Annotated in this window: 9 protein-coding genes and 1 pseudogene; 7 read left to right on the top strand and 3 right to left on the bottom strand. The window is 53.6% G+C overall.

Annotation, left to right across the window (positions count from 1 at the left end; translation table 11 throughout):
* Window positions 1-429: 429 nt before the first annotated feature.
* From JQR90_RS22255 to JQR90_RS22230, 6 genes and pseudogenes are all read left to right on the top strand, one after another.
* A pseudogene (locus tag JQR90_RS22255) lies at window positions 430-1,497 on the top strand (methyl-accepting chemotaxis protein); the annotation flags it as partial.
* Entirely contained in the window at window positions 1,489-2,352 is an 864-nt protein-coding gene (locus JQR90_RS22250) for a methyl-accepting chemotaxis protein (RefSeq protein WP_371106396.1), read from the top strand. The pseudogene JQR90_RS22255 and the gene JQR90_RS22250, both read left to right, overlap by 9 nt.
* A 284-nt stretch (window positions 2,353-2,636) precedes the next feature.
* A complete protein-coding gene (locus tag JQR90_RS22245) occupies window positions 2,637-4,331 on the top strand; it encodes a molecular chaperone HscC (protein ID WP_010798563.1) in 1,695 nt (564 codons plus the stop codon).
* A 5-nt stretch (window positions 4,332-4,336) separates the two neighbouring features.
* Entirely contained in the window at window positions 4,337-6,214 is a 1,878-nt protein-coding gene (locus JQR90_RS22240; protein ID WP_434140812.1) for a J domain-containing protein, read from the top strand.
* A gap of 434 nt (window positions 6,215-6,648) precedes the next feature.
* The gene (locus tag JQR90_RS22235) at window positions 6,649-7,770 is read left to right on the top strand and encodes an alkene reductase (RefSeq protein ID WP_434140811.1); all 1,122 of its coding nucleotides are present in this window, start codon (window positions 6,649-6,651) and stop codon (window positions 7,768-7,770) included.
* Window positions 7,771-7,870: 100 nt separating this feature from the next.
* Window positions 7,871-8,176, top strand: coding sequence for an ArsR/SmtB family transcription factor (locus JQR90_RS22230; protein WP_010798560.1), 306 nt, complete (start codon window positions 7,871-7,873; stop codon window positions 8,174-8,176).
* A 470-nt stretch (window positions 8,177-8,646) separates the two neighbouring features.
* Here JQR90_RS22230 and JQR90_RS22225 read toward each other — a convergent pair whose 3' ends face one another.
* Window positions 8,647-9,237: a DUF4142 domain-containing protein gene (locus JQR90_RS22225; protein ID WP_010798559.1), complete on the bottom strand. Its 591-nt coding sequence runs from the start codon at window positions 9,235-9,237 to the stop codon at window positions 8,647-8,649.
* 271 nt (window positions 9,238-9,508) lie between these two features.
* Between JQR90_RS22225 and JQR90_RS22220 the strand changes: the two genes are divergently transcribed.
* Window positions 9,509-9,943, top strand: coding sequence for a hypothetical protein (locus JQR90_RS22220; RefSeq protein WP_010798558.1), 435 nt, complete (start codon window positions 9,509-9,511; stop codon window positions 9,941-9,943).
* Between the two features lie 91 nt (window positions 9,944-10,034).
* Here the strand turns inward: JQR90_RS22220 and JQR90_RS22215 are convergent, their stop codons facing one another.
* Both JQR90_RS22215 and JQR90_RS22210 read right to left on the bottom strand, forming a co-directional pair.
* Entirely contained in the window at window positions 10,035-10,586 is a 552-nt protein-coding gene (locus JQR90_RS22215) for an ATP-dependent Clp protease proteolytic subunit (protein ID WP_010798557.1), read from the bottom strand.
* Between the two features lie 235 nt (window positions 10,587-10,821).
* The gene (locus JQR90_RS22210; RefSeq protein ID WP_010798556.1) at window positions 10,822-13,527 is read right to left on the bottom strand and encodes a beta-glucosidase; all 2,706 of its coding nucleotides are present in this window, start codon (window positions 13,525-13,527) and stop codon (window positions 10,822-10,824) included.
* Window positions 13,528-13,724: the final 197 nt, after the last annotated feature.

Here is a 13,724-nt window from a genome sequence, read left to right as displayed (position 1 = left end):
AGCGTTATGAATAGATAAGTTTATGCTGTCATAACTGATTTATGTTCTTGCTCAATTAAGTAGTAAACAGTAGGCGTATTAAAACTAATTTCTTTTAGCGCCTGTCTGCAGTGCAGAGGCCTTATGGCCAGAGTGCTTTTGGGTTATTCCCTCAAGGACTCGGCAGGCAAGTGATTGCTTGATACATGCTTCTGGCACCCGGTGTCGACCTAAAGGGCGTGCAGCTGAGCAGGCGACCGCCAATCAGCAGTGTCGAAATATCACTGCAGGCGTTGCCTCTGACGCATTCCGTCAGATTTTTTATGATATTTCCGTCTTCAGTTATCCCGGCATCTGCCGATAGCCCTTCCGCATAGATAGATAGGCTGGCCCAAAAAAGAACAAACACACCAGCTGAGTGACTCAAAACGACATTTGACGGAAGGACTTATGAATAGCTGGTTTGGGAATATCAGCGTTACGCGCAAGCTTACGCTGGGGTTCGGTGTGGTACTGGCATTGACGCTGTTTCTTGCCTGGAGCGGCTGGAGTGGTTTGGGAAGCGTCATTCAGCGAAGCCTCTGGATGACGGAGATTTCCAAGCTGAACAGAACGCTGACAGACCTGCGTATCGCACGCCTGCAGTTCATGCTGGCGAATGGGGATGAAACCAGCACCGAGCGGTTGCAGAAGAACTTGGGTATCTACCTTGAGCAGCAAAAGAAGCTCTTGGGTAGCTTTACCAACCCGGCCAATGTTGTGCTGCTGAAAAAGCAGGACGGCATCAACGGCGATTATCAGAAGTCCCTGGGCAACATGCGTGACGCATACAAGGTTGCGAATTCGGCTCGTGAGACCATCAAGAGCGAGTCGGCTGACGCGGCCAAGCTGATCGACAAGATGACCAATAGCGTCCTGCTGCTTCCCAGCTATGATGACCGTCGCTTCTCCCAGTTTCAGACTATCTCAAAGACCAAGGAAGACTTGCTGAAAACGCAGTTCCTGGTCAGTGTCTATGCCGCTAATTCAACGTCCGAGAATGAACAGGCACTGCTTGCCCAGATCGAGACAACGGGCAAGGGCATTGATCACATGATGTCCGTTTTCAAGGATGAGCTAAGTTATACGGCCCAGCAGGTAAAGGACTCGCTGAATCGCTATAGCACGGCTGTCGCCGGCTACAAGAAGGCCAATGCGGATATTGCTCAGGCTCGTAAGGAAATGACCGATCAGGGCAATGAGATCGTCAAGATCAGTGAGGAGTTGTATCAGTTCCAGCTGGATCGTCTGGCAATTGAAAGCAGCCATGCGCGTCAGCTGCAGATCGGCAGCACGATTCTGGCTCTGCTGTTGGGTGTACTGGCTGCCTGGGTGATTACCCGCCAGATTACCCAGCCGTTGAAAGAAACACTGGGTGAAGTTCAGCGTATTGCCTCGGGTGACCTGACGGCTTCTGCCCGTGTTACCCGCCGCGATGAGCTGGGTGTTCTTCAGCAGGGTATCCAGAGCATGGGCAATACACTGCGTGAGCTGATTACCGGTATCCGCGATGGTGTGACCCAGATCGCCAGTGCTGCCGAAGAGCTTTCCGCCGTGACCGAGCAGACCAGCGCAGGTGTAAACGGCCAGAAGAGCGAAACTGATCAGGTGGCTACCGCCATGCATGAAATGGCCGCGACCGTACAGGAAGTAGCCCGTAATGCCGGTGATGCGTCCACGGCTGCCAGCGAGGCGGACAAGCAGGCCCGCATGGGTGACAAGGTGGTCAACGAGGCGATTGTACAAATCGAGCGTCTGGCTTCTGAAGTAAACCGTTCTTCCGAGGCCATGACCAACCTGCAGAAGGAAAGTGACAAGATCGGCAGCGTGATGGATGTCATCAAGTCTGTTGCTGAGCAGACCAACCTGCTGGCGCTTAACGCTGCTATTGAGGCCGCGCGTGCTGGTGAGGCCGGTCGTGGATTTGCGGTGGTGGCGGATGAGGTTCGCGGTTTGGCTCAGCGTACTCAGAAGTCTACAGAGGAAATCGAAGGGCTGGTGGCTGGATTGCAGGTTGGTACGCAACAGGTCGCGTCTATGATGAACGATAGCCGCAAGCTGACTGACAGCAGCGTCGAGCTTGCCCGCAAGGCAGGCGGCTCGCTGGAAAACATCACTCAGATGGTGTCCAACATCCAGTCGATGAACCTGCAGATTGCGGCGGCGGCTGAACAGCAGAGCGCCGTGGCTGACGAGATCAATCGCAGCATCGTCAATGTTCGCGATGTGTCCGAGCAGACGGCGGCGGCAAGCGAAGAAACCGCGGCCTCCAGCGTTGAGCTGGCGCGCCTGGGTAATGAGCTGCAATCCATGGTCAGCCGCTTCCGCGTCTGATCCTCTCTTTAGTGCACGGTACTCGCCGTGCACTGACTCTCCAAGCGGACATATCCAGCTCAGCGCTGTTGGCTTTACAGCCAGGGTGACTATCCGATTGTGTGCGTCTGTCACGCCCTGGTTGATCCCTGTATCAAAGAGATGCCTGCGCGCAGTGGTCTCGCTACAATAGCCATTCATTTCAATACGCCCACTTATAGGGATAGTGTCTTGGGTCTTGTCTCCTGAGTGCCGACGCTTCGGCTACGCAAGGGAAAAGGCTTCTAGCAGGGAGCTCGCTTGGTATGATCGTTGGTATAGACCTGGGAACCACCAATAGTCTGGTCGCCGTCTGGCGTGAGGGTGCGCCGGAGCTGGTCAGGAATGCGTTGGGAGATACGCTGACGCCTAGTGTAGTCGGCCTCGACGATGAGGGGCAGATACTGGTGGGTAAGACAGCACGTGAGCGGCTGCATACCCACCCCACACGAACAGCCGCCCTGTTCAAACGGTACATGGGAAGCGCCCAGGAGGTTCGTTTGGGTGAGCGCACCTTCCGGCCGGAAGAGCTGTCCGCACTGGTGCTTAAAAGCCTGAAGGCTGACGTCGAGCGTCAATACGGCGAGCCGGTGACCGAAGCGGTCATCAGTGTTCCGGCCTATTTCAGCGATGCACAGCGCAAGGCTACCCGCATCGCGGGCGAGCTGGCAGGGCTCAAGGTCGAAAAGTTGATCAACGAGCCGACAGCCGCGGCCTTGGCGTATGGGCTTCACCAGAAAGATAGCGAAACCTCATTTCTGATCTTTGACCTCGGCGGCGGCACCTTTGATGTCTCCATTCTTGAGTTATACGACGGAGTCATGGAAGTACGCGCCAGTGCAGGCGATAACTTCCTGGGTGGAGAAGACTTCGATCTCATGCTCATGGAACGTTTCGTCGCGCTTCAAAGCCAGCAGAGCGGCTTTCCTACTCTGGAGCAGGTCCGCCAGCCGCTGCGCCGTGAGGCGGAGCGCGTACGTAAAGCCTTGGCGCAGGAATCCAATAGCGAATTTGTCCTGCGGTATAACGAGCAGGAGTGGCGCCAGACGTTTACTCAGGCACAGCTTGCCGAGCTCTTCGCTCCGCTGCTGGAGCGCCTGCGGGGCCCGATTGAGCGTGCACTGCGGGATGCGCGAATCCGGGTGGCTGATCTTGATGAAGTGCTGCTGGTTGGCGGTACGACCCGCATGCCCTTGGTACGCAAGCTAGCAGCAGGGCTGTTTGGCCGTTTCCCCTCCATCAGCCTCAACCCTGATGAGGTCGTTGCTCAGGGAGCAGCCGTTCAGGCGGCCCTCAAAAGTCGTGACGCAGCCCTTGAGGAGGTTGTCCTGACCGATGTCTGCCCTTATACGCTTGGCATCGAAACCTCAATCACGTTTGGTCAGCAGAGTGAAAGCGGGCATTACCTGCCGATTATCGAGCGCAACAGCGTAGTGCCTGTCAGCCGTGTCAGGTCGGTACAAACGCTCCATGACAACCAGAGCAAGGTCCTGTTCAGGATCTTTCAGGGCGAGAGCCGACTGGTGAAGGACAATATCAAGTTGGGCGAACTCGAGATTGATGTTCCTCCTCGCAAGGCAGGCGAGGTCAGCATTGACGTGCGTTTTACCTACGATAACAACGGTATTCTGGAAACCGATGTCACCATTCCGTTGACGGGTGCCAACCATCGGCTGGTCATTGAAAACAACCCCGGCGTTCTGAGCCCCGATGAGATTCAAGAGCGTCTCAAAGCCCTGGAAAAACTCAAGATTCACCCGCGCGACCAGCAGGTAAATACCCATATGGTGGCGCGTCTGGAACGTCTGTACCAAGAGTTGTTGGGCGACGAGCGCGAGACCGCGGGGTATCTGGCTACCCAGTTTCAACAGATCCTGGAAACGCAGGACGAGCGCAAGATCAGTGAAGTGCGCAAGCAGATTGCAGAGCAGCTCGACAGGCTTGAGCGGGGGACATGGTAAGCCCTATGGACTGCTGGGAAATTCTGGGTCTCGATGATGAGGCCGATGAGCGTACTATCAAGCGGCAGTACGCCAAGCTGCTCAAGGTGCATCGCCCCGATGATGATGCCGAGGCGTTTCAGCGGCTGCGCGAAGCTTATGAGGAAGCCTTGAGCTGGGCCAGAGAGCGAACCGTCGAGGAGGTCGAGGATGCCCCTTGGCCCTCCATACGCACGCCAGAAACCTTTTCCGATGCGGCCGTTGAGCCCGTGCTGCCTGAAGACAATAGTGTCTGGCTACAAGCAACCCAGGCTCATGGCTCGGACGAGGTTGAAGAGCCGGCATTCTTTCCAGGTGATGCACCTCGGCCTCGCCCAGCGCCTGATTATCCCGAACCGGCTCTGAATGCCGAGGCCTTGGCCGGACATCATGCCAGGCGTCTGCTGGAGGAAACCGTTGCCGAGAACCTACGTCAGCAATGGGCTCAGGCACAGGAGTTGAACTGCGCAGCTCCATTCCAGGCGGGACTGCTCGAACGCTGTCTTAGGCACGATGAAACCGCGCTTCTGCTCGCTGCGGTTGAACTGCTGCAGTGGCTGACACCCTGGCAGAGTGTCGTGCTCAGCGCCGGTCAGGAAGCCTATTTGACTGCAGAGCTTCTGGGACATCAGCGTGAGCATCTCGATGACCTTGGCGAAGCAGGTAACGAGCTAGGCTTTCTAGCGCAGCTCAGGGTACTGAGCAAGCAACCTTGGGCGAATTCATTCGACAGACAGCAACAACTGCAGGGTTGGGTGCTGGAGATGCTGGACGAGGCCGACTATCTTACCCCTTCATTGTTCGAGGGCGTATGTTGCCTGTTTGGCTGGGATGACCGGAAGGGCATTGTACCTGCGCCGTACGAGACATGGTGTGCCCTGGTAGAGCGCTGTGAGCAGGAGGCTTATGCCCTCCGCCTGCAACAGCTCCTTAATGCAGAGCCGACAACCCCTGAGGGACGGGCTGCTCATCTGTTGTTGGGGCCTATCTCTCATTCCGAGCAGATTCGTCTCGCCAAGGCTTTCAAGCCAGAAGACAGAGCGGCGCGTGAGACCCTAAGGGATAGTCTGAATCATCGCTACCCTGGTTTGAAGCAGCGTTTTCCAGATGCGCGACTCGATGCGTTTGTCAAGATAGAACCTAAAGAAGGCAAGCCACTTTCGTATGGCTGGGTATGGGCAGGCGCTGCTCTATTTGCACTTCTTTATACCTTGCCACAGCGGTGGCAGGAAGGGCGTCTTGACATATTTACCTTGTTCTATTCCTTGACGCTTTGGCCGCTTGTTGCCGTATGGGTAACCAAACTACTCACGCGCTTGTGGCGACCGGTAGCCAAATGGCTAGAACCGCTCGATTTGATCCTCACTTATAAGGTGCTACCTGGGCGGTTATTCAACCCAGAAGCCTCGCGCTGGACGCTGCTACGCAACGGTATTCCCCTAGCCGTTATGGCCTTATTTATGGGGCAAAAGGCCGGGCTTATTGCACTTGGAATCATGGGGCTAGTAATTTGCGCCTGCTTTGTACGCCTGCCAGCCGGGAGTACCCCATTCGATGCGCTGGTTGCTTACTGGCGACGCAACGATTTTTCTAAAGTCATTCGACTGATCCTGATTACTGCTGCCTTTATTGTTATGGGCGGTCTGGTAGGCCTTGCTACACGCGGATCGTCCCCAAATCAAAAGGTACCTATTTCATCCAATGCGGTAGAACAGTGCGTCATGCATTCTGCACCTCAGGTAGCAAAGCTTTGTGACAACGCCCAGGATGCGCAGGCTTGTATGTTGAAGCTACAAAAACTTTTCAGTGAGCAATGCAACAGTCAGCAGCCCAGGCCAACTGTCAAAAATAGCGCATCAACATAAGGCTGGGCTCAAGAGGCTCAGCTTTAGGAAAGGTTTATGGACCACCCCGCGTTGTGTCATTGGCGCGGGGCTTTTCATCGTTAGTATAGTAAGCAGGTTAAGGCGCTAAGCTCTATACGAAAAGTCTTCGAGCGAAGGTCAGGCGAGGCAGGAATCGGTAAGGAGGCGGAGTTTACGTGTTGTAAATGAGCATTCCAAATCGGTTTTTAACGAAGCACCACCGAGCGCAGGTACTTTTCGTATAGAGCCTAGAGTAGTTATTCAAGGAGTAAAGCCAGCGCACTAGACATCCTGATATTGAAATTTATAAATACGATGCGTAAAGTAGTTACTTCATTTGCTCATGGTTGCCATTCTGTAGATTCACTTGGGCAGCCGTGAGCTTAGGCTTTTGACGAAGCGTCACATTTATTCGTTGATATTGAAGTATTTAAATGAGCAAATCCATACTGCAAACTACCACGCTAGGCCCTTATACACTTAAGAGTCGCATTGTATTACCGCCATTGACTCGTTCGCGTAGCACCCAGCCAGGCAACATACCCAACACGCTAATGGCAACCTATTACCAGCAGCGGGCTAGCGCAGGGTTCATGGTCACTGAGGGAACACAGATCGAGCCTCGTGGCCAAGGTTATGCCTGGACGCCGGGCATATACTCACCTGAGCAGATCGATGGGTGGCGACTGGTAACCGACGCGGTGCATAAGGCAGGCGGTATTATCTTCGCTCAGCTCTGGCATGTAGGCCGTGTATCGCATACATCGTTGCAGCCAGAGGGGGCCGCGCCTGTTGCGCCCTCAGCCATAGCCGCTGAGAACGTCAGCGTATTCATCGAAACCGGTCCTGGGACTGGAGTCCTCAGTGCACCTTCAACGCCTCGTGAGCTCAGTACGGCTGAGGTAAAAGAGCTGGTCCAGTTTTACGCGCAGGCAGCCTGTAATGCATTGGACGCTGGTTTCGACGGAGTTGAAATACACGCTGCCAATGGATATCTGATCAATCAGTTTATCTCGGCGCACAGTAACCAGCGTACCGATGAGTATGGCGGTTCGCTGCACAATCGTTTGCGTTTCCTGCGGGAAGTTACCGAAGTAGTTGCTGCAGTGGTTGGCAAGGATCGAATGGGCGTACGTTTTGCTCCGCTCTTTGAGACAACGGATGAGGCGCGGGTGTATCTGGGGCTGGTTGAGGAAAATCCTCAGGAAACCTACCTGGAAGCCATTAAAGTGCTTCAAGATGTAGGAATAGCCTATCTGTCAATTGCCGAGGCAGACTGGGATAACGCACCAGAGCTTCCCGATGATTTCCGCAAGGCGGTCCGCAACACGTTTAAGGGCCGTATCATCTATGCGGGACGCTATACGTTAGAGCGTGCGGAGCGAGTATTAAAGGCCGGGTGGGGCGATCTGATTGCGTTTGGCCGTCCTTTTATTGCCAACCCCGATCTGCCTGAACGGATTGCCAATGATTGGCCGTGGACTCCAGTGGATCCTGCCACGATGTATGGGGGCACAGAGGTCGGCTACATAGACTATTCTCGATACGAGTCCTGAGAAATTGTTCAAATACCCCTTGGTAAAAATGCCAAGGGGTTCCGCTGTGATAACATTGACTGGCTGTTTACTATAAAGGAACCGTTACCGGATACCAGCAATGAGTATCGATGTCAGCTTGGCGCTTAAAGCGCTCGATAATCCTACCCGTCTCAAGATCCTGAATTGGCTGAAAGAGCCTCGCCGGCACTTTCCAAGCCAGGAAGTTGATCCTGAAACCACTGGGGTATGTGTAAGTATTATCCAGGACAAAGCTGGGCTTTCCCAACCTACGGTTTCGCTGTACTTGAGCACCTTGCAGCGCGCCCAGCTGGTTACCTCTCAGCGTATAGGTCCCTGGACATACTACAAGCGTAACGAGGCGAGCATTGCCTTATTGAAGGAGGCGCTAGGCGAGTTGATCTGATCACGAAGGGCCTGTGTAATCAGTAAGGCCTCGCGCCTGATTGTAGCTATGCAAGCCTAGTAGACTGGCCTTTGCGTCTTTATTGATGTTGTCTTCGCGCTATTCAGAGCGCCTTCCTTAAATGCATGTTTGGCCTGCATGCGCTCCTGGTTATCCATAACGCCTTAAGTAGAATCCCTTCTTCCGTGGCATTGTCCTGGCGCTGCATTAGAAGCGCTTTGCTAACAGCTATCATATTTACCTGATACGTTTTGCTCTGCATTGCTGTCGCAGGCTAAAAAGATGGTTACCTATAGTACTGAGAAGCCCTTTACAGAAATGTTTCCTGATTGTGTATTCACATCGTTTTAAGAAGACCAGCCGGGCTGCACAATTACATTCCTCAGAGAATCGGTGTTGTCAAACAGTTATGGGACATGCTCAAGAATAAAAAAGGCAGCCCTAGGGCTGCCTTTTGTTAGCGTATGCCATTATTTCTTTTCGGCATATTTGCTCTGTAGCGTTTTGGCATGCTCAAGGTGCGCTTCCAGTTTAGGCAGTGCAGCCTGCGCCAGCGCCTTCAGCTCCGGATCCTTGCTGGTATTGGCTTCGTTACGGAAAATTTCGATAGTCTGCTCGTGGGCGACGACCTGGTTGTTGGCATAGGCAGCATCGAACGACTCATCGCGTACTTGAAGGATCATCTTCTTGGCCATGTCCATCAGCATCGCATTATCAGCAACTTCCAGCTTTTTTTGCTGGGCCAGTTGCTGAAGTTGCTCATTCATCTTGGTATGGTCATCGATCATTGACTGTGCAAAGGTCTTGACGTCTTGGGACTGGCTCTTTTCAAGCGCAAGCTTGGCCGTTTCTATCTCAGCAATGCCTTTTGCCGATGCATCGTTAATGAAGTCTTCAGGCGACATGGCTTCAGCTTGGTTAGCATTGGCCGACTGTGCATGGCCGGAAGTGCCGTGTGCGCTATCAGCATGGGTAGCGTTTTGGGCAAAGGCAGTCGCCGTGCCCATTGACAGCAAAAGGGCGCACGTGAAGGCAAATTTCTTAGGCAGTGCTGGGCTCATGGTGATTCTCCTGATCTAGCTTTAAAAAACACCGGATCGCTTGGCGTGCCTGGCGAGGCAGCACTAGCAATTAGTCTCATCTCCGATGATGCTGGGCTTATATAGCCTACTAGTTGTGACTGACATCCCAATCGAGTTGTTCCCAATCCTAAGCAGATCCATGAAAACACTTGTAAAAACGTGTCTCGATATTGACCGTATAAGGCCTCCATGATGAACCGTACCTGTCTGATGCCAGTCGCAAGAAGGTAAGACTGAAGAAGGCGTCGAGATGAAAAGCGAGATTTCAGCTCAGGAGCTGGGACTGGATCTATATAGTGGAGATGAGAAAGCGCTGTTTGGCTGGTTTCTGGCCAGTTACCTGTTTGGCAAGCGTATTTCGCAAACGATTGCCGCTCAGACATGGCGTTTAATGTTCAAGTCTCACGGCCATGATACGCCGCTAAAAGTATTGGCGTGTGGTTGGCACGGCTTGGTAAGGCTGTTACGGGAGGGGCGTTACACGCGCTATGACGAGTCTACCGCCACGCGGCTACTGGAGGTATGCCAGATACTTCAAGTTGAATACGGTGGCAGCATCATGGATATCAAGAATAAAAGCGAAGGCCGTTCGGATTTCGAAAAGCGCCTGTTAGCCTTCAAGGGCGTCGGGCCAAAGACGTTGGAAATCTTCATGCGAGACGCTGGACCTGTTCTGTTCCACTAACGAAAAGCGCAAAAAAACGTGTCTGATCGTCCTCTTGTGGTAACCAGGAGCGATCTTTTGAGCCGCGCCTGGTTGCATACAGTGAAATCTCTTATAGATGAATACAGCTGTGCACGGCTTCAACAGGCATGGCGACGTCATCTACGGCGTGGATCATGCCTGTAGCCAACGCTGCTTCGGGGTTAAGGATACGGGGAGAGGCCTTCAGATAATTACGAATGTCCATTCGCTCGCTCGCACCCGCAGTGCGCTCCATGACGATCTCGGCATAGAGGTCGAGGTCATAATCCAGACTCATGGCATATTCAGACATCCGCGCATGGTCAATTGCCCCATGCAAGCTCCAATGAAATGGATGAATCAGAAACTTGCTGTGGCGACAGGCTGTGCGGTGGCGTCCCGCCAGGAACAGAATGTTACCCATGGACTCGACGGTCCCGAGGTTGTGCGTATGGACCGGAATCGGAAGCGATACCAGGAAATTGTACATTGAGAAGCCGTAGCTGCAGTCGCCACCCATGGTCGCAATCTTTATGAGCAGGCTAGAGGCGTCCTGCTGCAAGGCATTGGAGCATTTCTCGATCAGCTGACCACACGTGGTTGAGTTGATGGGGCCAGTGAAATTGATAACGTGTGTGGTCATGATGGGTACGACTCAAGGATTGGGTCTGCGATATTGGCAGCGGCTACTGCCTAATAAGCAGATCGGCATTCTTGGGCAATCCTTGAGCGTTCATGACAGCAGGTAGGCTACCTGGAACGTTATTGGTTTCTTGAGGCCGACCATTTTGATTTCTAGCGATGGAATTTCTGATCAAGCTTCCATCCTCAACAAAAAAGGCGCCTGTGCGGCGCCTTTTTCCTGTTGCGGGATTAACTCAATACGCCTGTGAGGCATCGACCTGTACGGCCTTCTGCATCTTCGGCGGCAGCGGGTTGCTAGTATTGGTTGGCAGCGACTGTTGGTACAGGTTGGTCAGCATACCTTCCAGCGGCAGATTATCCGAAGAGTCGCCTACGGAAATCATGTAACGGCCAGCATCAGCAAGCCAGTTCCATGTGTTGACATCGAAGTAGGCCAGCGAACGCGCGTCCAGCTGAACGGTGACCTGCTTGGACTGGCCGGCTTTCAGGAACACTTTAGTAAAGCCTTTTAGCTCTTTCTTCGGACGGTCAATCATTGCCTTTTTGGGGCTGACATAAACCTGGGCTGTTTCATAGCCATCCTTATTGCCGGTGTTGGTGACGGTAAAGGTGACGTCGATGGTTGAACCAGGTGTCAGCGACTTTGGACCAATCTTCAGGTCAGAGAAGCTGAACGTGGTATATGACAGACCGAAACCAAACGGGAAGAGTGGCTTGGTACGCTGCTTATCCAACCCGCGATATCCCATATATACACCTTCCGAATATGTCATCTCGGTCTGGGCATTGTCACCCACGTACAGATCCGGATTCGGGTAACTGGCATAGGCAGGATTATCCTGGATACGTTTTTCGATCGAGATCGGCAGCTTGGCAGAGGGGTTGGTATCGCCAAACAAGATTTCCGCCAGGGCCTGACCGCCCAACTGACCAGGATACCAGGCATGTAATACGGCCTTGGACTTCTTCACCCAGGGCTCAAGGTTCATGCCGCCACCGCCATGCAGCACAACGATGGTGTTGCGGTTGGCCTTGATGACATTCTGGATAAGATCGCTCTGGTACTCAGGCAGATCGAATCCATGATCCGATGCTTCGCCTTCGTACTCGCTGTTGAAGCCTACGGCTACCATGACAGCGTCATATTGGCTCAGGTCTTTAGGCGCAGCCAGCGACGCCCAGCTCATCTGCAGACCATACAGGCTACCCGACGTTGGAATATAGTGATCGTTGACGCGGCTATATTCGAGCTTGATGTCATAGGTCTGGCCGGCTTTGAGGTTATATGCCTTGCCCGAATGGGAGATTGAGTCCGCCAGGTCGTTGGACAATGGTTTGCCATCGAAGTCGATGACCAGCTTGTTGTCTACCCATAGCTTGTAAGCGCCATCACCACGTACCTTGAATACCTGGTCGCCATTGACGGTCGGTTTGATTTTACCGGTAAAGCGGGCCGAGAAATTATCCTGCTCCGGGCTGAAGCCATCAATGGTAGTGACGCCATTGGCCGTGACGTTCTGTGCCTTCAGGAAATCCCAGTTTATACCGGGTTCAATACGCTTGACGGCGGGCTCGCCCGAGAAGTTTGGATTGTTGAAGTATTCAGCTGTCAGACCTGCTACGGTCTCGGTGGAGCCGGTGCTATCACTGGAGGTATACCACTCCGACGTTTGCGGATCGAGAGACAGTGCCTGGATATAGGTGATCTGGCTTTGATCCTGCGCCAGTTGCTGCAGGCCTTGCAGCTCGGTGGTATAGGTATTGGCGGCAGACCAACCGGTACCGAAGGGGTAGGGTGGGCGCTGCTTGGCGATATCACCAATCACAGCAATGCGTGCGGTTTTAGGCAGCGGCAGCAGGTTATTGGAAGAGCCTTTTGCTTTCTCGTTCTGTAGCAGAACGATGCCCTGCCGGGCCATATCAAGGGACGTGCTCAGACTGCGCGGATCGTTACCTATGTGCGATGCGGTCGGCAGGCCTTTGTCAAAGCCAAAGCCAATCATGGCGCGCAGGTTACGACGGACCTTCTCGTCGATCACTGACACCGGCAACTGACCACTCCACACGTACGGCATCAGAACAGATTCGTTCATCTGTAGGCCGCTGGGCATGTCTAGATCAGCACCAGCCATCGCCGCCTTGTAGCCGTTCTGGATGGAGTTGAAGTCGCTGACAACGAAACCTTTGAAACCCCATTCGCCCTTGAGCATGTCGGCGATCATGCTGTGGCTTTCGCAGGCATAATCGCCGTTGATCTTGTTGAAACCGCACATGATCGACGCAGGGTTGGCATTCTTGACCAGAGACTCGAAGCCGGGCAGGTAGATTTCACGCAGGGTGCGATTGTCGACCTTCACATTCAGGTAATGGCGGTTGGCCTCCTGCTCGTTCGCGACAAAGTGCTTGGCACCTGTCCAGATACCTTGAGCTTCGATGCCATTGGCGACAGCTGGCGCCAGCACGGCACCCAGGAAGGGATCTTCGCCGGTCAGGTGCTCAGCAGAGCGGCCATTGTAAGGCGTACGGTACATGTTGAGGCCGGGAGAGAGCAGTTGCTGTCCGCCCGATGCGCGAGTGTCGTAGCCAATAGCCAGACCGTAGGTTTTGGCCAGGTCCACGTTCCAGGTTGCTGCCAGCGCGGACTGGGCAGGGTACTGCACCCCGAACATGGTGCCTTCAACGGTTACGCCAAGAGAGGAATCGCGGGCTAGAGTGCCCGGCAAGCCAAACTTGGGCATGGCACGCATCATGTAGCCGTTATCGATATTGATGTAGCTGATTTTGTCCGACAGGGACATCTGGGACAGGATCGACTCGACTCTGCTTTCGACTTCCGGACCTTGCTTGAGGGGGGCAGCCCAGGCGCAGCTGGCACTTGCCAAGGCTACGGCTAGCAAGGATCTGCTGGCCACAGGAAAAACACGAGTAGGTTTCTGCATGTTGGTGGGGGTCCATCCTAGGATTTACATAATCAGCGTGAGGCTGATCTCATTTGGAATATGAAGGGCGCTTAAAATAACCGTACTGTTCAGTTTAGTTATTGGACAAGTTCACACTTTTGAAAGCAAAGCGCTATTACTTTGCTTTTATCTGGTGGCCTATGAGTATTAAAACGCTATTAAGTTTCCTGGTGTGA

This window comes from Pseudomonas sp. JZ114 (genome assembly GCF_051027705.1).
In the GTDB taxonomy this organism is placed as follows: domain Bacteria; phylum Pseudomonadota; class Gammaproteobacteria; order Pseudomonadales; family Pseudomonadaceae; genus Chryseomonas; species Chryseomonas luteola.
This window is presented reverse-complemented; position numbering and strand designations above follow the sequence as displayed.